General features: G+C 64.7%; 14 protein-coding genes. 10 read left to right on the top strand and 4 right to left on the bottom strand.

Annotated features, from left to right (window positions below; genetic code table 11):
* The first annotated feature begins 32 nt into the window (after positions 1-32).
* The 9 genes from N008_RS02295 (at position 33) to N008_RS02255 (ending at position 15798) form a co-directional block, all read left to right on the top strand.
* Entirely contained in the window at positions 33-3674 is a 3642-nt protein-coding gene (locus N008_RS02295) for a SusC/RagA family TonB-linked outer membrane protein (RefSeq protein ID WP_044013429.1), read from the top strand.
* A 25-nt stretch (positions 3675-3699) separates the two neighbouring features.
* Positions 3700-5232 (top strand): SusD/RagB family nutrient-binding outer membrane lipoprotein, encoded by a 1533-nt coding sequence (locus N008_RS02290; RefSeq protein ID WP_052381105.1) that lies wholly within the window; start codon positions 3700-3702, stop codon positions 5230-5232.
* A 75-nt stretch (positions 5233-5307) separates the two neighbouring features.
* Complete coding sequence (locus tag N008_RS02285; RefSeq protein ID WP_044013427.1) at positions 5308-5997, top strand: SGNH/GDSL hydrolase family protein; 690 nt, start codon at positions 5308-5310, stop codon at positions 5995-5997.
* Positions 5998-6125: 128 nt separating this feature from the next.
* Positions 6126-8432 (top strand): family 20 glycosylhydrolase, encoded by a 2307-nt coding sequence (locus N008_RS02280; RefSeq protein WP_156108964.1) that lies wholly within the window; start codon positions 6126-6128, stop codon positions 8430-8432.
* 96 nt (positions 8433-8528) lie between these two features.
* Positions 8529-10382 (top strand): family 10 glycosylhydrolase, encoded by a 1854-nt coding sequence (locus N008_RS21220; protein ID WP_052381104.1) that lies wholly within the window; start codon positions 8529-8531, stop codon positions 10380-10382.
* A 53-nt stretch (positions 10383-10435) separates the two neighbouring features.
* Positions 10436-11857, top strand: coding sequence for a T9SS type A sorting domain-containing protein (locus tag N008_RS02270; protein WP_044013424.1), 1422 nt, complete (start codon positions 10436-10438; stop codon positions 11855-11857).
* 145 nt (positions 11858-12002) lie between these two features.
* Entirely contained in the window at positions 12003-13220 is a 1218-nt protein-coding gene (locus N008_RS02265) for a hypothetical protein (RefSeq protein ID WP_044013422.1), read from the top strand.
* Between the two features lie 294 nt (positions 13221-13514).
* Entirely contained in the window at positions 13515-14420 is a 906-nt protein-coding gene (locus tag N008_RS02260; protein ID WP_044013420.1) for an FAD-dependent oxidoreductase, read from the top strand.
* 64 nt (positions 14421-14484) lie between these two features.
* Complete coding sequence (locus N008_RS02255; RefSeq protein ID WP_044013418.1) at positions 14485-15798, top strand: FAD-dependent oxidoreductase; 1314 nt, start codon at positions 14485-14487, stop codon at positions 15796-15798.
* Between the two features lie 67 nt (positions 15799-15865).
* Here N008_RS02255 and N008_RS02250 read toward each other — a convergent pair whose 3' ends face one another.
* Positions 15866-16309 (bottom strand): hypothetical protein, encoded by a 444-nt coding sequence (locus N008_RS02250; RefSeq protein ID WP_231569766.1) that lies wholly within the window; start codon positions 16307-16309, stop codon positions 15866-15868.
* A 118-nt stretch (positions 16310-16427) separates the two neighbouring features.
* Positions 16428-17174 (bottom strand): hypothetical protein, encoded by a 747-nt coding sequence (locus N008_RS02245; RefSeq protein WP_044013414.1) that lies wholly within the window; start codon positions 17172-17174, stop codon positions 16428-16430.
* A 149-nt stretch (positions 17175-17323) separates the two neighbouring features.
* On the opposite strand from N008_RS02245, the gene N008_RS02240 reads away from it, so the two are divergent.
* Positions 17324-17518: a hypothetical protein gene (locus tag N008_RS02240; RefSeq protein ID WP_044013412.1), complete on the top strand. Its 195-nt coding sequence runs from the start codon at positions 17324-17326 to the stop codon at positions 17516-17518.
* A gap of 111 nt (positions 17519-17629) precedes the next feature.
* On the opposite strand, the gene N008_RS02235 is transcribed toward N008_RS02240, so the two are convergent.
* Both N008_RS02235 and N008_RS02225 read right to left on the bottom strand, forming a co-directional pair.
* A complete protein-coding gene (locus N008_RS02235; protein ID WP_044013410.1) occupies positions 17630-20608 on the bottom strand; it encodes a DUF6493 family protein in 2979 nt (992 codons plus the stop codon).
* Between the two features lie 549 nt (positions 20609-21157).
* Entirely contained in the window at positions 21158-22474 is a 1317-nt protein-coding gene (locus tag N008_RS02225) for a site-specific integrase (RefSeq protein WP_044013407.1), read from the bottom strand.
* Positions 22475-22586: the final 112 nt, after the last annotated feature.

Below are 22586 nucleotides of genomic sequence, written 5' to 3'. Positions count from 1 at the left end.
TACTCCCGGATTCTGTTTTTCGCCAGTACCCTGTGCCGCGCACAGCCGGCAAGGCGCTGCTGGTGGCCAGCTCTTTGCTGCTGGCTAACCTGTCGGCCGGCAACGGCGCGCAGCTGCAGGCCGCGCCCAGCGGTGCCACGGCCGCTACCATCACGCTCAAGGCTAAGGATAAGGAGGTCACGTATCTGCTGCGCGAAATCGAGCGCCAGAGCAGTTACGTCTTTATCTACAGCGACAACCGCCTCGACAAGCGCCGCCGTCAGACTGTCAGCCTGGCCAATGTGCCCCTGGAAACGGCCTTAGACCAAGTGCTGCGCCCGTTGGGCATGGAATACCACATTGTGGGGCAGCAAATCATTCTCACGCCCCGCCGCCCCGATTCGTCAGGGGCGGCACCCCTGACGCCGGCCAACGGCAGCCTGGTGGCGCTGTCGGGCCCGCCTGCGCCGGTAGTGAGCCGGCTGGCAGCGGCCCGCACCGTCAGCGGCACCGTGACAGCCCGCGACGGCAGTGGGCCGCTACCCGGCGTGAACGTGGTAGTGAAAGGTACAACAGTCGGCACGGCTACCGACGCGCAGGGCTTCTTCACGCTGGAAGTGCCGGAAGGGGCTACCACGCTGGTGTTCAGTTTTATCGGGTTTGCGGCCCAGGAAGTGGCGCTTGGCAGCCAGACGACGCTGGCCGTGACCCTGGCCCCGGACACCAAAACCCTGTCGGAGGTGGTCGTGACGGGCTTCGGCCTGGAGCGGCAGCGCAAGTCGCTGGGCTACTCGGTGCAGGACGTGAAAGCCGCCGAAATTGTGGTGGCGCGCGAGCCCAACATCATCAACTCGCTGAGCGGCAAGCTGGCCGGCGTGCAAATCAACCGCAACGGCTCGGGCCCGGCTGGCTCCACCAACATCATCATCCGCGGCTACACCTCGCTCACCCGCGACAGCCGCCCGCTGGTGGTGGTAGATGGCGTGCCCATCGACAACACCAACCTGCAGCAGGCCAGCCGCCTGGGCGGCTTCGACTCCGGCGACGGCCTCTCCACCATCAACCCCGAAGACATTGAGAGCATCTCGGTGCTGAAGGGCGGCAACGCGGCGGCCCTCTACGGCAACCGCGCCGCCAACGGGGTGCTGATTGTGACCACCAAGAAGGGCCGCAAAAACCAGGGTCTGGGTGTGTCGCTGAACTCCAACACCACCTTCGACCGGGTGCAGGTGCTCACCGACTACCAGAACGAGTACGGGCAGGGCACGCAGGGGCGTTTTCTGAGCAATACCGCCGGCCAGCCCATCCTGACGCCCGACGGCTTCCCGCAGCTGCAGCAGGCCGGCGAGAACATCGGCAGCTGGGGCGCGCGCATGGACGGGCAGGACGTGCGCCATTGGACCGGTGAAATCAAGCCCTACAGCCCGCAGCCCAACAACATCGAAGACTTTTTCGAAACCGGCTATACCACCTCCAACACAGTAGCCCTGACCGGCGGCACTGAAAAGTCAACGCTGCGCGTGTCGCTGAGCGATTTGCGCAACAAAGGCACCTACCCCAACAGCCGGCTGGTGCGCGACAACGTGACGCTGCGCGGCACCACTTCACTGGGCGACAAGCTCTCGGTGGATACCAAGCTCAACTATACGTTTCAGCGCACCTTTAACCGCCCCACGCTAGGCGCCAGCCCCGACAACGTGATGACGCAGTTCCTGTACATGCCCCGCAGCGTGTACATCGACGACCTGCGTGCTTACCGCGACCCGGTGACGCTGCAGCCCCGGCTCTGGAACCTGAACACCCAGCTGGCGGCCGGGGTGCTGGCCTCCGGCACGCAGCGCCAGAACCCCTTCTGGGCGGCTTACCTGAACACCAATGAAGTGAGCCAGGACCGGGTGAACGGCTCGGTGGCCATCCGCTACGACATTCTGCCCTGGCTGTGGCTGCAGGTGCGCGGCGGCACCGACTTCTACACCTCGCGTTCCGGCTACCGCTACGCAAGCTGGACCAGCTGGAACACCACGGCCGTGCCCGACCGGGGCGGCCTGTCGGAAAGCACGTTCCGGGTGAAGGAATCCAACATGGACTTCATCCTGAGCGGCACGCGCAACCTGAGCGAGGACTTCGAGCTGACGGCCCAGGCCTTCGGCAATCTGCTGCAGCGCCGCAACGAGCAGGCTGGCGCGTCCACGCAGGGCCTGAACGTGCCCAACCTGTTCACCATCGACAACGGGGCGGCCCGCGTGCCCATCTATAACTTCTCGCGCTCCGAAGTGCAGTCGTTGTTTGGGCGGGCCCAGCTGAACTACCGCAACGCGGTGTTTCTGGAAGCCACCGGCCGCAACGACTGGGACTCCACGCTGCCGCGCGGCAACTGGTCGTACTTCTACCCCAGCACCTCGCTGGCCGTGGCCTACACCGATCTGCTGAAGCTGGACTCTAAAGTTTTGAGCCTGGGCAAGCTGCGCGCCTCCTGGGCCCGTGTGGGCAAGGGTGCCAGCGCCTATGAGCTGACCACGCTCTACGACCTGGGCTCGGGAATTTCGGGAGCACCCGGCGTGGGTAGCTCGCACCTCGGTCAGGCCTTCGCCAACCTGCAGGACCAGTTGCCGACCATCAACCTCAAGCCCCAGACCACCCGCTCGATTGAGTTTGGCTCAGAAATGCGCTTTTTCAAGGACCGCGCCGGCCTCGACCTGACCGTGTACCGCACCAACACCTTCAACCAGGTAACCAGCATCGGCGTGACGGCGGCCTCGGGCTTCCGCAGCCAGCTCATCAATGCCGGCAACATTCAGAACCAGGGCCTGGAAATTGTCGGTCTGGTGACGCCGGTGAAGCTGGAAAACGGCTTCCGCTGGGATTTGACCGCTAACTGGGCGAAGAACCAATCCAAGGTAGTAGCCCTCAACGAGGGTGGGGTATCGTACTTTCTCGGCAACGAGAGCAACAACGTGTCGGTGGTGGCCGCCGTGGGCAAACCCTTCGGCGACATCTTCGGCACGGTGCTGCAGCGCGCCCCCGACGGGCAGCTGATTGTGGATGCCAACGGCTTTCCGCTGGCTAGCACCAGCAACAACAACAAGCTCGGCAACTTCCAGCCCGACTGGTTTGGGGGGCTGAGCAACACGTTCAGCTACAAAGGACTCAGCCTGAGTGTGCTGCTGGATGCGCGCTGGGGCGGCCAGATCTACTCGGTGTCGCAGCAGGTGGCCTCGGTGCGCGGCAATGCCAGGCAGACGCTGGATGGCCGGCAGGGCTGGTACGAGTCGGAAACGGCGCGGCTGGCGGCCGGCGCCACTCCCGCCGCCTGGACGCCCACCGGCGGCGTGTATGTGGAGGGTGTGATCAGGAACGCCGATGGCTCGTTTACCCCTAAAGCGGGCTTCGTGAACCCGGAATCGTATTGGGCGCGGCTGGGCACGGTGTCCGAGCCATTCGTGTACGATGCCACCTTCATCAAGCTGCGTGAGGTGGCGCTGGGCTACCGGCTGCCATCGGCGCTGCTGAGCAAGGCCAAGTTCATCCGTGGGGCCAGCTTCTCCATCGTGGGCCGCAACCTGGCGTTTCTGCGGCGCGATACCGAAGGCTTCGACCCGGAATCGGGCTACAACCTGAGCCGGGCCCAAGGGCTGGAATCGGGCGGCTACCCCAACAGCCGCAGCCTGGGCTACAATCTCAACCTGGAATTCTAACGGCGGCTACGGCCCGATTTGCTACATGACCACCACTTTCCGCTTTTCCCGCCGCCGCGCCGCTGCCCTGCTGGCCGGGCTGGGGCTGCTGCTGACGGCGCCCGCCTGCACCGACCGGTTTGAGGAACTCAACACCGACCCCACCAAGGCCGTGGACGTGCCGTCCAACCTGCTGTTTTCGCGCGCCCTGAAATATGGTGCACTCTACGACAACGACCAGCAGCTGGGCGAGCACCTGCATGCCAACATGTGGGTGCAGTTTTTTGCCAACTCCACGGCCGCCTTCCAGACCGACCGCTATGAAAGCAACCTGGCCTGGACCACTTCTTTCTGGAACAACTTCTACGCCGGCTACGGCATGGATTTGCAGCAGGCTATCCGCTACGTGCAGAACTCGCCTGAGGAAGTCAACAAGCTCAGCGAGGCCCGAATCTGGCGGGTGTTCTTGTTTCAGCGCATGACCGACTATTGGGGCGATATGCCCTATTTCGATGCGTTCAAGGGCGTGACGGATGCTAACACCCAGCCCAGTTACGACGCCCAGCAGGCTATCTACGAAGACTTCCTGAAGGAACTGAAGGAAGCGGCCGCCGCGCTCGACGATACCAGGCGCGGCAACTACGGCCAGGCCGACCTGCTGTTTGGCAACGCCGGCTCGCACGCGGCCAGCACCTCGCTGCCGGCCGTCAACAACCGTTGGCGCCGGTTCGCCAACTCACTACGCCTGCGCGTGGCCATGCGCCTGAGCAAGGTGAACCCGGCGCTGGCCGAGCAGCAGGTGCGCGACGCGCTGGCCAGCGGCGTGATGGCCAGCAACGCCGAGTCGGCCATTATGAAAAACACCGGCGGCAGCATCCGTATCAACCAGAACCCGCTGGCCGTGGTGCTCAACTTCGCCGACAGCCGCATCAGCGCCACGCTGGTTGACTACCTGACCCGCTACAACGACCCGCGCCTGAACATCTTCGCCGACCCGGTATCGAGCAGCAACCCGGCCCGCGTGGGGCTGCCCAACGGCTTGTCGGCCACCCAGCTGGCCCAGCCGCAGTACAGCCCGGCCAGCTTCTCGCAGGGGGGGGCGCGCTACAAAAACACCAGCAACGACCAGAACCTGCTGACCTACTCGGAAGTGTGCTTTCTGCGGGCCGAAGCCGCCCTGCGCGGCTGGGACAGCCAGGGCTCGGCCCAGAGTTGGTACGAGACGGGTGTGCGCGAAGCCATGGCCCTGGCCGGCGTAACCGACGGGGCTGCCATTACGGCCTACCTGAACGGGCCTCTGGTGCGCTTCAACCCCGCCCAGGCCCAGCAGCAAATCAGCACCCAGAAGTGGCTGTCGTTGTTTGGCCATAGTGGCTTCGAGGCCTACGCCGAATATCGCCGCACGGGCTTCCCGGTGCTGCAGCAGGTGCCCAACCAGGGCGAAACCAATGGCCAGGTGCCCCGGCGCATGCGCTACCCCAGCACGGAGGCGCTGCAGAATCCTAACGGCTACCAGCAGGCCCTCGGCCGCCAGGGTCCCGACCTGATGACCACCCGCATCTGGTGGGACAAGCAGTAGCGCTGGGTGCGCTAAGCGGGCCGCCGGCCCTACTTCCATCTGATTACTACCTGCCAATTCCTTGTGTCTTGCACTATGATGCGCTATGCTAGTGGGGGCGTGCTGCTGGCTCTGGGGCTGGCAGCCGCCCCCTTTGCGTGGGCGCAGCTGCCCGCTGTCCCCAAGCCCGCCAACCCGCAGCTGTGGGCCCCGGAAATTACTGCCTTCGCCCGGCAGGACAGTAGTGCCCGGCCGCCCCGACAGCCCATTGTCTTTGTCGGCAGCTCGTCAGTCCGGGGCTGGCGCACCCTCGCCGCTGATTTCGCGGGGCAGCCCGTGCTGAACCGCGGCTTCGGCGGGGCGCGCCTCACCGACGTGAATTACTATTTCGCGCAGCTGGTCACGCCCTACCAGCCGCGGCAGGTAGTGCTCTACGCCGGCGACAACGACATTGCCGCCGGCTACCCGCCAGCACACGTCTTCGCCTCATTTCGCACGTTTGCCCGGCGGCTGCGGCGCGAGCTGCCTGCCACCCAACTCACGTACCTGAGCACCAAGCCCAGCCCGGCCCGCTGGGCCCAGTATCCGCTGATGCAGCAGGCCAACCGCCGCATCCGGCGCTACGCCCGCTGGCACCGCCGCGTGGAGTTCGTGGACGTCAGCACTCCCATGCTTGGCCCCGATGGCCGGCCCCGTCCTGCGCTCTACCAAGCCGATAGTCTGCATATGACCCGCGCCGGCTACGAGCTCTGGACCCAATTGGTGCAGCCACATCTTGTGCCATAACTAATGACGGAAAATACCACCGGTCCTGGTCAGCTGGCGGTTGCTGAGGCTGCAGCTCCAAGGGTCTGCCAGGTGCTCTGCCGGGAGACCCGGTGCGGCTGCCCACTTTTTGCTCTTTTCTGCTGCTGATGCCCGCCCGCTCATTTCTGCTCCCTGTGCTCTGGATGGCTCTGGCCGCACTGTCGGGGTGCAGCCGACGTCCGCAGTCGGCTGAGGTGGAGGCCGCAGTGGCAGCTACAGCTTTGCTGCCCCGGCCGCAAATAGTGCAGTACACCGGCGCCGGGTTTACGCTCAGTGCCCGTACCCGGCTCTTCCTCACAGCCCCGTCTACCGACACCACCGCTGCTGAAACCAGCCAGCAGCTGGCCGCCTGGCTGCAACGCCGGCAGATAGGAGGGAGGCTGCGCTTCAGCGCCGATACGACCAGCACCGGTGTGCACCTTATCATTGCGCCCGGCGCTGTGCCCGACTCGCTGCGGGAGCGGTATCAGCTCCGCGTGACGCCGCGCGGCATCTGGCTGCGGGCCTCCACGGCCACGGGCCTGTTTCGGGCCACGCAGACACTGCGCCAGCTCCTGCCCGCCGCACTGGAAAACCCAGGGCCGGCTGCCGGGCCGCTGCCGGTGCCCGGCGTGCGCATCCACGACTGGCCGGCGTTTGAGTGGCGGGGCCTCTTGCTGGATGTAAGCCGCCACTTTGTGCCGCCGGCGCAGCTGCGGCGCTACCTGGATTTGCTGGCCCTGCACAAGCTCAACCGCCTGCATCTGCATCTGACCGACGACCAGGGCTGGCGCCTGGAAAGCCGCACCTGGCCGCGCCTGACCAGCGTGGGGGCCTGGCGGCGCGGGACCGATGGCCAACCCTACGGTGGGTTCTACCGCCAAACCGAGTTACGTGAGCTGGTAGCCTATGCCCGACAGCGCCACATCGAGTTGGTGCCCGAGGTGGATATGCCGGGCCACGTCCGGGCCGCCCTGGCTGCTTACCCGGAGCTGTCGTGCCGGGGCCGGCCGCTGGCCGTGGCAACGGACTGGGGCGTGCACGAGGACGTGATGTGCGTGGGCAATCCGCGCACCGCAGCATTTGCCGCTGATGTGCTGGGCGAGGTATTGGACCTGTTTCCGGGCCGGCTAGTGCACGTCGGCGGCGACGAAACGCCCGTGGCCCGCTGGCAGGCCTGCCCAAAGTGCCAGGCATTGATGCGCCGCGAGCAGCTGCAGTCGGAGCGGGAGCTGCAGGGGTATTTCCTGCGGCAGGTGGCGGCGGTACTGGCCCGGCGCGGGCGGCGCGGCATCGTCTGGGATGAGGCGCTGGCGCTGCGCCCGCCGGCCGGCACCGTGGTGCAGGCGTGGCACGGGCTCGGGCCCGTAGCAGCAGCAGCCCAGGCCGGCTATCCGGTGGTTGCCTCTCCCGGCAGCTTCACATATTTCGACCAGAACACCACCCTGCTGGAACTGGCGAAAGTCTACCAGTTCAATCCGCGGCCGGCCGGGCTGGCGGGGGCGGCGCGCAGCCGGGTGCTGGGCGGCGAGGCCGCCGTCTGGACGGAGCGGCTGCTGCCGGCACAGCTCGACCAAGCCATATTCCCGCGCCTGCTGGCCCTGGCCGAAGTGCTCTGGCGCGGCCCGGCTCCTGCCCGCGCCTACCCGGAGTTTCTGGACCGCACCCGGCAGTACTATCCGCGCCTGACAGCCTTAGGCGTACAGTATGGCTTCGAAACCCGCCCGCTGGCCGTTACCACCGAGCCTGCCGCCACCGGCCTGCGGGCCACGCTCACGGCCGGCGGCCCCGGCATCGGGCTGCGCTACACCATGGATGGTACCACACCCACACCGGCTTCAGCCCCTTACACGGCGCCGCTGATGGTCGAAACGCCGGCCCGGCTGCGGGTACTGGCGCTGCGCGATGGGCAGGTGCTGGCCGAGCTGCCTGCCGTGCAGCTCCAGCCTCACGCGGCGTTAGGCGCGGCCCTGACACTGGCGGCGCCGTTCCATCCGACCTACTCCGCGGGTGGCGCGGGTGCCCTCACCGATGGCCGCCTGGGGAGCCTCGACTACCGCGACGGCGCCTGGCAGGGGTTTGAGCGTACCGACCTCGACGTGACCCTGGACCTGGGAAGCCGTCAGCTGCTGGATACCGTGCGGGTAGCGTTTCTGCAGGACTGGAACTCCTGGATTTTCCTGCCCCGCACCGTGCAGACAAGCTTTTCTTCGGATGGTCAGACGTATACATCGGGACCCGAAGCCACCACGCCCGAACCGATTAGCGCGGTGGGGCCACTCCGGCGCAGCTACCACGCGGCCGGCCCAGGCCGGGCCGTACGCTACGTGCGCATTCAGGCCCGTAGCGTGGGCGTGTGCCCGCCCGGCCACCCCGGTGCCGGCGGCGCGGCGTTCCTGATGGTGGACGAGGTGGTGGTCGGGGCCCGCAGATAATTCCCGCACTCTTAGGGGATTCAGGTTGAAAACAGGTCTGTAAGCACACACCCCGCGGCAGCGGCAGCGGGGCCGCTTACTGCCGACTGTCTTCCCATGAAAAAACGTTTCCTCACCGCCGTGCTGGCCTTGCTGCTGCCCGCCGCGACTATGGCCCAGGAGCTGCGGGCTACCTGGCTCACGCGCACCAAGTACAGCAGCCGCGCCGCCATTGCCCAGCAGATGGACAGCCTGGCCTCGGCCAACTTCAACACGGTGTATGTGAATGTGTGGAGCCGCGGCTATCCGCTGTTTCAGAGCACGCGCTTCTTCCAGCAGACCGGCCTGCGTACCGACCCCACCTACGCTGACCGCGACATTCTGGCCGAAGCCATTGCCGAAGGCCACCGCGTGGGGCTGCGGGTGGAGGCCTGGTTTGAGTACGGCTTTGTGGCCGGCTGGACCGGCAACCTGGCGCCCGGGGCCGTGCGCGGCCCCATCCTGGACGTGCACCCCGACTGGACCGCCACCAAGCTCAGCGGCCAGCAGCTCGACCCGGCCAGCAATTTCTACTGGATGGCCCAGAGCAACCCCGCCGTCCAGAACTTTCTCATCAGCCTGGCCACTGAAATCAGCCGCCGCTACGACGTGGACGGCATTCAGCTAGACCGCATCCGCTACGCCAGCCTTGACTACGGCTACGACCCGTTCACCGTCGGCCTCTACCGGCAGGAGCACAACGGCGCGGCCCCGCCCACGGCCGGCAACGACGCGGCCTGGATGCGCTGGCGGGCCGACAAGATCAACGCCTTCCATGCCCGCGTGTACGACAGCATCAAGGCCGTGAATCCGCGCCTGATTGTGTCGAATGCGCCCAGCCAGTACGGCTCCAGCACCTACACGGCCTACAACCAGTACCTGCAGGACTGGAAGTGGTGGGTCGACAACAACAAGGTCGACAACGTGCAGGTGCAGAGCTACGCCAGCACCCAGGCCGTGTACGACGGCTACATCACCTACGCCAAAAACCTGGTCAACGACCCCACAAAAGTATATCCGTCGTTTGCCGTCAGCCCCGGCTCGTCGGTGGTGCTCACCAATCAGCAGCTTGTGAGCTACCTGGATCTGGCGCGCAGCAAAGGCTTTCTGGGCAGCGCCATCTGGTTTATTGATGATCTGGCCGGCCGCTTCCGCTACCTGAGCCGCACGCGCTATGCCACGCCGGCCACCGCGCCGTTTGCTGCCGCCGACTGGCGCACGTTCCGGACGCTAGTGCCCATCACCGACGCTGCCAATGCCGTGCGCTCGGGCACCTGGCTGACCAGCAACAACCCCGGCTACAGCGGCCCCAGCCTCTACGCCGACAACACTGCCGGCAATGCCCTGGACTATTTCCTCACCGTGCCCGCTGATGCCTGGTACGAGGTGTACGCCTACCAGGTGGTTTCCAGCAACCGCAATGCCGCCGCGCCCTTCCAGGTGACGGACGCCACCGGAGCTGCTACCACCGTGACGGTAGACCAGACCCGCGTGGGCAATGCCGGCTTCGTGAAGCTCGGCGACTTCTACCTGCGCGCCGGCCGCCAGCGCGTGGTGCGCCTGAGTGCCGACAACACCCCCGCCGGCCGCTTCGTGAGTGCCGACGCAGTGCTGCTGGTGCGCAACCGCCGCCTTGATGGTCGGGCCGCGCCGCTCAGCACCCGCCAGTCGCGCAAGGCTACCGGCAGCCAGCTACAGGCTTTCCCCAACCCCAGCCCGGGCACCTTCTCGGTGCGGGCCGAAACCGCCCTGACGGCCGTGCGCGTGACCGACCAGCTGGGCCGCGTGGTGTTCGAGCAGCCGGTGCGCCTTGCGGCCGGGGCCGCCTACACCGTGCAGCTGCGCACTGCGCTGCCCGCAGGCCAGTATGTGGTGCAGGCCCGCCAGGCCAGCGGGCAGTGGCTCAGCGCCAACGTCCAGCTCCGCCGCTAGCGTCCTTCGTTTGCCAGTTATCATACAGTTCTCACCTCCAATTCCCACCTCCTATGAAGTCACTTTCTACTCTTCTCCACCAAGCTGCTCCCAAGCGACTGGCCCGCTTCACGGCCCTGGCCGCGCTGCTGGCCGCTTCGTCGCACTCGGCCCAGGCCCAGCTGGACATGAACCGCTACCGCTGGACCACCGGTACGGCCGCCAGCCTGGCCACCAGCCGCACCGGCGCCGCCATCGACATGAGCACAGGCACCACCCAGCTCTTCGGGCCGGGGGCCACCAACGTGCCCGGCTCCACGTTTCAGCCTATCGGGTTTGACCTCTGGTTCTATGGCCAGCGGTTCAGCCAGTTCAGCGCCACCACCACCGGCCTGGTAAGCCTGGCCGAGGAAAACCTGGTAGTAGCCGCCACCCTCACGGGCGGGCTGGAGCGGTTTGCGGCCTTCCACCGGGCCTTCGCCGCCGCCGATGTGGCCACCATCGGGCCGTCGTCTACGGGCAAGATTCACTACAAAACTACCGGCACGGCGCCCAACCGCGTGCTGGTGGTGGAGTACCTGAACCTGGGCGTGCTGGCCAACAGCGGCACCGTAGATGCCACCTACCAGATGCGCTTCTACGAAACCAGCAACGTTATCGAGTACGTGTACGGCAGCATGAACATCGGTTCTACGGGGGCCAATAAGGGCTTCCAGGTGGGCCTGACCCACAAAGTGGACGCCACCACCACGCCGCCCACTTACAATACGATTTACGTGGCTACCAGCATTCCGGAGGCCCGCTACAACGTGGCGGCATTCTCGGGGGTGAATGCCCAGGCCGCCGGCCCCATTCTGGCCCTCACCAGCAGCACCGCCGCCCAGCGTCGCAGCTTCACCTTCGACCCAACCCCCACGGCTGCCGCCCCGCTGGCCGCTCCCGCCAACCTGACAGCCACGGCCGCCGGCACCAGCCTCAACGTGAGCTTCACGGATGGCGCCGATGAAATTGCCTATGAGGTGTACTATAGCACCAGCGGCGCCAGCTTCGGCCTCAACCCTACGGCCACGGCCAATACCCCCGACTATGGGCGCGTGCAGGTACTGAGCCCGGCCGCCGGCACCACCACCGTCACGGCCAATATTCCCGGCCTGCGCGCCAATACCACCTACTATATCAAGGCCTTCGCGTTGCGCGAAGCGCTGTCAGCCGCTTCCACAGCCACGGCTACCACCGTGCTGAGCACCCGCTCGGCCGCCCTTACTGCCGCCATGCAGGTGCACCCCAACCCCAGCGCCGGCTCTTTCACGCTCGACATCCAGGACCGTACCGTGCAGACCTGGCAGGTGCAGGATTTGCAGGGCCGCGTAGTGGCGCAGGGCACTGCCCAACCGGGCCGCCAGCAGTTGGCGCTGCCGCAACTGGCCGCCGGCGTGTATTTGCTGCAGGTGAAGGCCCCGGCCGGCGTTGGTGTACGTAAAATTATGATTCAATAATCTATCTGATAATAAGTTATGACAGCAAGCGCGCCGAAGGATATGCTTCGGCCGCCACGTATACTTTAGGTCGAAAAAGAAGAGGAACTTGGTTTCTCTTCTTTTTTTACTGCCCTGTTTTTCCCTTCCCATCCAAATTTTTACCATGAAATTTTCCTTCAACACCTGGAAAGAGGAAATCAGCTTGGCGGTGCTGCTGGCCGGCGCCATCGTTTCGGTGAAGGCCACCCAACCTGCCCCGCCTGACTCCACCAGCGCCCGTATTCTGCAGGCCAAGCCCGGGGCCAGCGTGGAGCTGCCGGAGTTTGCCTTTCAGAAGGCCCGGCAGCTAAGCTACCGCAAGCTGGTGCTGCCAGGCCCGCAGTTTCTCATCAGCGACGACCCGGAGTATATCCGGGTGCCAGAAGCAGCGGTATTCCGGGAGCGGGTGCTGCCCGGCACCGTGCGCTTCTACCTCTACAACGTGAACGGCGTGAAGGAGCCCCAAAAGATGGACCGCAAAATCACGGCTCTTATCAGAAACCTGGGTCCCGGCCCCATGCGCTTGCAGATGCTCAAGTACTCGGCCCAGCCGCCCGGCGGCGACTACCTGAAGATTGGCAGCCAGGGCCTGGCCGACTACTTCGCCTCGCAGCCCAGCCCGAAGGTACGGCAGGTGAAAGCCGGGCAGGCCGTAGCCCTGGACGAGAAATGGGAGAAGACCACAGTCAGCTACGACGACTTGGTGCACGGCTTCTACGAGTTTCTCATCGACCAGCCCGCTGAAATCACGGTGCTGCAGACCAGCCCCGGCACTCCTGGCCCCACGGCGCTGGCCCGTAACCCCCCGGTGCTGCCCGGCAAAAGCAAGAGCGGGGCCGGCCGCGGCGTGTTTGGCGTGAGCAACTACCGCGTGCAGCCCGACTCGGTGTTCGACACACGCCACGGCGCGGCCGAAATCACCGTGGCCGATGGCCAGCGCGACCCGTGGGTGGAGGGCACCGCCAGTCACACTTCGGAAACGGCCGTGCTCAAGGGCAACTACGGCGTGCTCTACGACATCAACATCCGCTGGCGCAGCACCGATGGCCGCGGCCTGGCCTTGCTCACGCGCAACGCCCGCGGCGGCGGACCCAACAACAACTGGTGTGGGGCCATGGCCACCAGCGTGGTAGTCAGTGCCGGCCTGCACCCCGGCGGCATTGTGAAGCTGCCCTCCGACAAAGCAGCCACCAAAAAGGAGCCCGAGGCGGTTGTTATCCAGGTTTTTGCCCCGCCCGCCGACGGCCAGGAGCAGCTTATTCACCTTACGTACTCGCCGCCCGGTGCCTCGTGCCTGCCCACGCCCATCACGCTGGTTCCGGTAGATATGCAAGCCAAATAATGCCGCTAAGCTGCATCTGGAAACTTGCTGGAAGCTTACATAAGCGTCATGCTGAGCTTGCCGAAACATCCCTACTGCTTCGTTGCAATGCTAACCAACCGGTGTAATAGAGATGCTTCGGCTTGGCGGACGCCAGATGAAGCATGACGGACCGGAGCCTTCACGCGACTTAGTAAAAACCCTGGCTGGCTGGACCGGGAGTTAGGGGGAATTCATCTTTCACTGGTCTGTAGCAGCAGTTCTGGCGCGCTCTAACGCTGCTTTAGGGCCTTCGAGCCGCTTTTCATTTTCTCTATGCAAATTCATTCGCTGGATCGTTCGCAGCCCTACGACTACGTCGTGTACGGGGCCTCGGTGGGCGGGATTCTGCTGGCGCTGCACTACGCGGCCGCCGGCTACGACGTGCTGGTGCTCAACGCTTACGGCTTTCCCGGCGGCAGCGTCACGGAAAGCCTGAGCTGCCTGCAGCAGCGGCCTGAGGCGGCCACGCCGCACGCCCGGCAGCTGTTCGGGCCGCTGCTGGCCAACCCCTACGCCCTAGTGCACGAAGGGCCGGAGGGCTGCGTGCTCAACCCGGAAGTTCTCAAAATCAGCTTGCAGCATGCGCTGGAAGCGTCGTCGGTGGCGCTGCTGTTTCACGTGAAGGCCCGCGCGCTGGCTCCGGCCGACGCCGATGGCTACGCCACACTTAGCCTGATTGGCAAGGAAGGTGAATTCATCGTGCGGGCGCGCCGCGTCTTCGATGCCACCGATGCCGGCCACCTTACGCGCCTGGTGCGCCGCACCGGCCAGCTCACCGGGGCCCGGCTGTGCGTGTTCACCAGCCCCGTGCCGGAAGCTGCCGCCGCTACCATCCAGGCCCTGGCGGGCCTGCAGCAGGCCGTACGCCTGTCCGATGGCCGCTATTGGCTGGCTCTGGGCCTGCCCGCTGCGCATCCCACGTTTGTTGAAACCACGGCCAACGATATGCTGGATACCCTGACCGCCGCGCTGGCGCCGCTGCAAGCCCGGCTGCAGATTGTGCCGGCCGAAACCCAGCTGCTTTATGAAGCTGCGCCAGCCGATTTCAGTGGCTACTTCAGCTGCGCCGCCGATTTGCTGCCCGGCCGCGCTTATGCGCCCCACCAGTGGCTGCAGCGCGCTGCCGACCTGGAGGCTGCCGTCGTGGCCGCTCAAGCCGCGCAGCCAGCAGTTCAGTAACCAACCCAATGCCGAAAGACGGAACGCCCAGTAACGGCCTTCCCCTAAGACGAGACTTTTCCTTATGGAGCTGAAGCAGAAATACGATGTGATTGTGGCTGGGGCTGGTATTGCCGGCATTGCGGCAGCCGTGAAGGCCGGGCGGATGGGCGCTTCGGTGCTGCTGGTGGAGCACTACGGCTTCGTGGGCGGCATGAGTACGGCGGGGATGGTAGGCCCGTTCATGAAGCACACCGTACACGGCCTGCCGCTGGTGCGGGGGGTGTTCGAGGACCTGGAAAACGGTATGCGCCGTCAGAACGGTATGATTGACAACGGGTTCTATGCCAGTTCTTTCCGCTCCTCGGCCTATGAGCTGCTGCAGGCGGCGGGTGTTACGGTGCTGCTGCACGGCGAAATTGCGCGGGCGCAGCGCGAAGGCAACCGCCTCGCCGCCCTCGATGTTCTCGTTGATGGCCGCGAAGTGACAGTGGCCGGAGACGTATTTATTGACACCACCGGCGACGCGCAACTGGTTTTTCTGGGCAACTTTCCGTGGGTAAAGGGCGACGAAAAAACCGGCCTGCTGCAGGCCCTGACACTGTTTTTTCGCATGGGCGGTATCGATATTCAGCGGGCCACCGACTACGTCCAGGCCAACAAGCATGACTTCTTCGACTGGATGACCTACGATTTCGACTTCTCGAAAATCGTGTCGGTGGCGGGCTACTGGAGCAACGTGCGCCGCGCCATCGCCGAAAAGCGCCTGCCCCCGGAAATCGAGTATATCTTTTTCACTACCCTGCCGGGCTCCGGCGAAGGCTCTTTCAATACCAGCAATGTGCTCGGCCTCGATGGCTCCTCCTCACCCGACCTTACAGCCGCCGAGCTCACCGGCCGCAATCAGGTAAACCAGCTGGTGCAACTGATTCAGCAGGAACTACCCGGTTTTGAAAACTCCTACCTCGTGGAAACCGCCGTGCAGGTCGGCGTGCGCGAAACCCGCCGCGCCGTCGGCGACTACGCCGTAACCGGAGCCGACGTACGCAACATGCACAAGTTTCCGGACCCAGTGGCGCGCTCCAGCTACGGCATCGACATTCACGGGCAGAAGGGCGAGGATTCCGTGCTGGAGCACGTAGAAGAAGGGGAGTACTATGAGGTGCCCCTGCGCGCCCTGCTGGTGCAGCAGGCCGACAATCTGCTGGTGGCTGGCCGTTGCATCTCTTCCACCCGGGAAGGCCACAGCGCCATCCGCATCATGCCTACTTCCTCGGCTACCGGCGAAGCCTGTGGGGCGTTGGCGGCCTTGGCCGTACGCAACAATCAACTGTTGCGGGATATTGCCTATGAGCGGTTGAAAGCGGAAATAGCGTACAATCTCAGCTTGGATTACTAGGTAGCGTAGTATTATCTCATGGTGCCTACACCTGCATAGAATTTTCTCATATTCCTTCGTTTCCGTCTTATGGATGAGGTTGAACCGCTGTTTCCGCCTCCTGAACGGTTCTTTCTCCCACAGGCGCACCGGGTGCAGATGCCGCCTTCATGGTTGGCTCTTTAATTGGCGGAGTAGAGAGTGGAAACGACAAGCCAGTTATCAACTCCCCAAACACCGGGTTATCGGGCAGGGGCTGCCCGCCGTTGCCGTCCGGCACCTGGTTGAACAACACCACTTCTTCCCCCGGGGTACTTTGCGCCAGGGTGCCGGTCAGCTGCGCCGGCGTCACCAGCTGCTGCAGGTCGTGCACCAGTAGCGTCTGCGTGCTCACGTCCACGTTGTAGAGCTGGTTCAGCGCGTTCATCTGCGCGGCCGCGCTGCTGCCCAGCGTGAGGGCATCGGCCAGCAGTTGCGCGTAGCGCCGGGCTTTTTTATCGGCCGAAGCCCGCTGGCTGATAGCGCGCTTCATGCGCCGCTTGTATTGGGTTTGATACGCCGTCAGAGGCATAAGAAAATGTGTTACGAGGTTGAAAAAATAAAGCGGCCGGCCGTTGCCAGCCGGCCGCTTCTCCTATGCTGCGGCGCGATTACGCCACGTACTCAATGGCCAGCGGGTTGGTGCTGTTGTTGTTGAGCGGGTAGTTTTTGCCGTTCACCTGCTGGTAGAAGTTGATGCCTACCACACCCACCACCAGCGAAGCAGCGGCCGGTACGGCCGCGAAGCTGGCTACCACCTGCTGGTCGGCCAGCGGGGCCGTGTTGATGGGCAGCACCCCCAGCGGAGCCGCCACGCGGCCCCCCGTGAAGGTCATCGTCTCCATGTCCAGCTCGGCCGCGGCAAACACCACCTCGAAGTGGGTGGCGCCCTGCGGCGCGGCAATGTCCGCGACGGGATTCAGCGCCGGGATGCTCAGCGTCACGTCCGCGCCGCTACCCGTCACCTCAAACGGGAAGTACATCGTCTGCCCGATGCCGGCCCCGGCGTTGAAGTTGAAGCCCAGCAGCGGGGCCGAGTTGGCCGCGTCAAACACGCGCTGCCCCCGGTCGTTGGTGTCGTCCAGCGTGATAACTTCGCGCATCACCTTGGTCAGGCGGGCCGCTACCTGACTGTCGCTGGCCGCCGAAATGGCTACCCGCAGCGCGTCGCGCAGCAGTTTGCTGTATTTGGCCGCCAGGCCAAATTCGTTGGCGTTTTCGCGGGTGCGCTCCATGCTGGGTTTGTTGGCGAATGCCGCTTTGTTGCTCGCTGGCTTTTGCGCCACCGAACCGTCTTTGCGGAACACCAACCCGCCCACCGTGCCGCGCAACCCCAGAATTCCGGTTTGTTGTGCCATCGTTGTAAGAAGGGTTAGGGTGAAAAAAAGTTGCTCACCAGATCCGCGCAGCAGGTATATCGGCGCTGGTGTACACCAAAGTTGTGCAACTATTTTTGCTGATATTCGCTTGCTGCCCCATTGAACCCCGCATACCCCACTATACTTCCATGCCACGCATCTGCCTCTATCCCAAAGACGTAGCCACCCTCACCGGCCGCAGCTATGATGCCGCCAAGCGCCTGCTGCGCCGCGCCCGCCAGGCCGCCGGCAAACCGCAAGGCGCCCTGGTCACCGTGCAGGACTTCTGCGCTTACACCGGCCTCGACACTGTTGAAGTGTCCGCTGCATTGAATAGGAAATAAGTCCAGCTCCAGCCACCTCCGTCCGTACTCGAAGGTCGCTCGTAGCATAGTAGGGCTACGCACGGCTGAGTCGCCGGTCGTTAAGAGGCTCAGGTGTACTGCCTGGCTGCGTTACACCAGCTCACCAATGGCTTTTTTCAGCGTGGCAGTGGCTTTCCAATGGCGCAAATTGGGTTGTGCAGTTTCTGCTGGCAGTCGGCCGCTACGGCTGGCCAGCTCGGCATACAGTTCAACCAGCTTCTTGGTATTGCGCAGTGGCGCGACGGGTAGTTCAGGCAACAGGGCATCCAACACTTGCTGCAGCGCGTCGTCCGTGGCGGCATCAATGGCGCGGGCTTGCTGCAGGTTGTCGGCCAGGCGCTGCACGGGAACAAACTCGTTGGCCAGGAAGCGGCCCAGCGTTGTACCCAGGGTGGCGGGCACCAGCCGACCCGTAGCGCAGGCCGCCAGCCATACTTCCAGGGCCAGGGCCCGGCACGCCGGGACTTTGTGCATCAGCCCCAGTGCCAGCAGCAGGGTGGTAGGTTCCGTGAAGGCCGGGCCGGGGGCCAGCAGCTCCTGCAAGGCGGCCTGCACTACGTCCCGTTCCAAAGATTCTAAACCATCGGCCCAGGCGGCGGTACGGACTACGTGCCAGTGCAGGGGCGCTGGGTTGTGCGGCACCAGGCTGGCCACGAACCGGTAGTCAAGGGGCAGCACCCAGCCAGCGTGCTGCATGGCCGCGAAGCGGGCGTGCTGCGAATACAGCAGCAACGGCGACGGGGGTGTCTGGCTGGTGTACTTGCTCGGAAACTGCAGCACCGTGTACTGATGCGTGACCGTGGGCTTGCCCGGCTTCCACTGCTCCACCCAGGTGTTGGTTTTCACCTCGAAGTGCCACCCGGGTACCCAAGGACGAACAACGCCGATGTAATCCGTCGGCACCACTGCCGTCAACTCCTCAAACACTCCTTCGGGCTGGCGGGTGCGGGCGGCCACGGCCCACAGCCAGGGCCAGGCGTCAGCCAGGGAAGAAGAAATGGCGTTGCCCGGCAGCAGCTGGCTTAGGCGCGTGGTCAGGTGTTTGAGCACCGAAGGCTTATGCTTAGGCTGCAGAGGCAATGGCTGCATGGCCGGGGCCAGCAGCCATTGCAGCAGCGCCCGCAGCTCGGCGCTTTGCAGCCGGGGCAGTTGGGTCAGGGCAGCTTGCGCATCGGCTGCGTCGGCGTAGGCGGTGCGGGCCAGGGCCACGACCAAGTCCGCCGGGTCCGGCTCGGTGTGCGCCGCCTCGTAGGTCAGGAGCCGCTCCACCAGAGTGGTAGGCGCCAGCCAGTGCGGGGCGTGCGAGGGCGTGCTGAGCAGGGGCAGGCCCGAGCGGGCGCGCAAGTGGTGTTCCGCCGCTACGAAGCGGCGCTGCTGCACCAGCACCAGCGGGTCGGAGGCATCCTGGTCGTGGCGCACATTCACCTTCTCCACGCGCGCCACAAGGAAGCCCTGGGCCCAGCTCAGCAGCAGGGCTTCGACCAGACCGCGGTGTCCGCTCAGGCCGTTGCTGGCAATAATGGCCGCGGTCTGCTCATCCGCTTTGCCTTTCAGGGACGGCCGCACCTGCACCAGGTAGGGCAGCAGCTGCTGGCCGTAGTCTTCCGGGTACCGGGACTGCAGCCGCCGCAGGCCATCCACCCAGCGCTCCAAAGCCAGAACGTCGTTATAGCGCAGCACCTGCCCGGTCAGAAACAGCAGCTCGTGCCAGTCGGCGACGGGTGCCACCGCGTTGGCGGCTGACAAATCGGGCACAAACGCGGCGTGCGGCGCGTAGGCGACGGCCTCGGTGGGCTGGGGCGCAGCGGCCGGGCTGAGCCACCCCACCAAGTGCTGGCGGGTTTCCGCGGTCAGCAGGTCGGCGTACAAGCCGAGCGAGTCCGTCAAATCCGTGGCTTGCTCGGGAGTGAGCAGCGGCTGCTTGGCTTGCAGAATAGCTACGAGGAGCTTGCCGGCTTTGGCCTGCACCGCGGAATCGGGGCTGGCCAGGGCGGCCACGGCCAGCCGGCCCAGGTCCGGCGCCAGGGAGGGAGCCCGCTTGAGCAGCTTCTCGAAGCTGCCCAGCAGTGTGCGCTGCGCCGTCTTGAGGTCCTGCCGCGTCACGAGCAACTCCGCGTACACCAGCAGCGGCGCCGGCTCGAACTCGGGGTGCAGCCAGAGCGCCTTTAGCTGGTCCAGGGCGAAGTTGACCACCTGCGGCTGCGCGTGGGCCAGCAATTCCACTAGCTCCTGCTGCCGGGCCAGGCGTTCTTCCGCGGTGGGCTGCAGGGCCAGAAACAGGTTCTTGAACCAGGTCAGCAGCGGCCGGCGAAAGTCCCGCCGCATAGCTACCAGGGTGCGCGTGAGCAGGTCGGCCCGGTCCAGGCGACCCGCCGCCACCAGGTGCTGCAGTACGTCGAGCCACCGCACGTACTGCTGGGCCACGCCCGTGTAAGCCAGGGAAGAATCCACGGAGGCGTCGTAGTCGAAGAAAGCCAGCAGGTCCCGGCGGAAGGTGTCGGCAGACTCTTCGAACTCGCGCAGCAGCTTTTCCCCGTAGTGCGGCACGGGCTGCTTTTCGCGGCGGTGGTAGCTCTGCTCGGTAAGCCAGTTCGCCAGCGTGCGGGCAAAGAACGCCGGTTCGTAGGCCACGAGCTGCCGGGCTTCCAGCTCCCGCAGTAGCCGGTAGTCGGGCAGGCCCCACGGGCCGCCCTGGCCTTGGCGCTCCAGCCATTCGGCCAACCAATTAGGCCGGGCATGCTCGGCCACGGTGAAGAAATACGCTTCGTTGGCGGCCCGAACAGCACCTTCGCCCCAGTGAATGCCCAGGCGTTCGTTCAGTCCCGTCATCTCCTTGCGCGTGTACGTCGCCACCCCCGCCAGTTGAAGCATGACCAGTTGGGGCTCCGTGCCGGTACGTCCCCACGTGGATATCCCCAGCTGCCGAATCTCAGTTAGCTCCCGGCGCAGGGCCTTGGTTTTGGCGCGAACGGCCACCACGTCTTTCTTGTCGAGGGCCAACAGAAAAGGCACGAGCTGGTCGGCATTCTGGCGGCGGATAATCAGTTCGAACGTATCGACAGAGGACATCAGCTAAGATAATCGGTAGAAGAACGGAGGAAGTAAGTAGGAGTAATCCTCGCCCGAGAAGCCCCGCCCCCGCGCACGTCCCCGGCGCTGGCCACCCGCGCAAAATTGGGGCGCGCGGCGAGCCAGGAGTTGCGCAGGCGTCCCCAGAAAAAGCAGGAGGTGTCAGTCTGGACCTCCTCGGCGAATGCGGAAAGCAGGAGGGCGTTGCCGTCCGGGCGCTGCTCCAGGGCCGAGGGTCGGGCGTATGTGTAAGCGAAATCAGACATGAACGCGGCAACGAATCAATCAGGCTACCAAGCTACCAAATTGCCCTGGCTCCGCCGCGCTTGGGTGAAACCCGCCCGCGGCCATGCTGAATGATTACCAAATCTTCCTTAAAAAGCACACTTTGTCGCAGTGAATGATTAGCAATGAATAGATGGCCCACACATTAAATTCCAGCCAGGATAAAGGCAGGACAAAGGCACCACCAACCCAGGTTGGTGTATATAAAAAAGCCCGGGGCGGGGTAGTCCCCGACCGGGCTTTTCCAGGTAGGCAGCCGCTATATTAAGCTGCTGTCAGCACCGAGCAGACAGTGCCATCGGGGGCTGCCTGGTTGCTGTTAGTCGCAGGTCCATCCCAGGCGGCGCGCATGGCTTGATGCTGCAGTTCTTCTACCACCTGGGCGTACTTCATGGTGTTCTGAATCTTGGCGTGGCCCATCACCCGCTGCAGCACGGCCACCGGCATGCCACGCAACAGGCTTTGGACGGCAAACGTGTGCCGGGCCGTGTGCATGGTCACAAGCTCATGCAGCGGCACGGCCCCTTTCACCACCCGTCCCCCGACCGTACTCACCACTTCCACCAGCCGGTTTAGCCCCGCCAGCTGCGTTATTTTCTTCAGGTAGCGGTTCATGGGCTGGTTGGCCAGTACCGGCAGTAGCCTGGCACCTTCCCCCGTGCGTTCCGCCGCGGCGTAGCGGTCCAGGATTTCGGCCGCCAGCCGGCTCAGGTAGATGCTCACCGTGGCCCGCGTCTTGGTTTGCACCAGCCGCAGCACCCGGTCCCCGTCGCCGTTGGCGCCCAGGGCGTGCAGGTTGCCGCCGTGCAAAGCTGCCACGTCAGAGTAGCGCAGGCCCGTATAGCAGCAGAACAAAAACACGTCCCGCGCCGGCTCCAGCGTCTGCGGCAGCTGCACGGCCGACAGGGCGGCCAGGTCGGCCCCGGTCAGGTAGGTCTTGGCCTGGTCGGCGTAGCGCACTTCCACGCGCTTGAGTTCCAGCCCCAGCTTCTGCTGGCGCTCGTCCTGAGTATGCCGCAGGAAGGTCTTCACATCCTTCAGCACCGTGTAGATGCCGTTGGGGCCCAGCCCACAGGTGGTGCGCAGGTACTTCACGAAGTCGTCGTGCACGGCCCCGTCGTAGTCGGCCACGCTGATTTTGCGGCGCCGGCCCGTGGCCAGGAATGCGGCCAGGTGGTTGCGGGCTGTGCCGTAGTGCCGCAGTGTGTGGAAGGCGTACCCCCGCCCGCGCAGCACCTCGATAAAGGCCGTCATAGCCTCCGCCATGCTCAGCTCCGGCTTGACGGCTGCCGGATTTATCACTTCCCGTAGCAGCGCCAGGGTAGGAGGGGTGCCCGCCGTACGCAGGTCGCGGTAGCGCTTTTGCACCCGCTCCGCCATGGCCTCGAGTACGTTGTTGGCTTCTTCCGCCCCGGCTTTTCCCTTCCGGAACCGCTGCTTGTCGGCGTTCCATTCCTTAGGCTGGCACTTTTCGCGGGTGAAGCAGCGCAGCCGTAGCCCCTCAAATATGGCATCAATGAATACCGGAACCAGCCCGTTTTTGTCGGTTTTGTCTTCCCGGAGGACGAATTTGACGGTCATTTTTGGTGACAGATTTGGTGACACAATTGCGGCCGCAAATGGGTGCAAAACCAAAAAGCCCCGGACGCAAAAAGGCCCTAAAAACTGCTTTTGCGTAGTGCGAAGCAGGTTT

Source organism: Hymenobacter sp. APR13 (assembly GCF_000737515.1).
GTDB lineage: Bacteria > Bacteroidota > Bacteroidia > Cytophagales > Hymenobacteraceae > Hymenobacter.
Note: the sequence above shows the minus strand (reverse complement) of the source record. Positions and strands in the feature narration are given on the sequence as shown.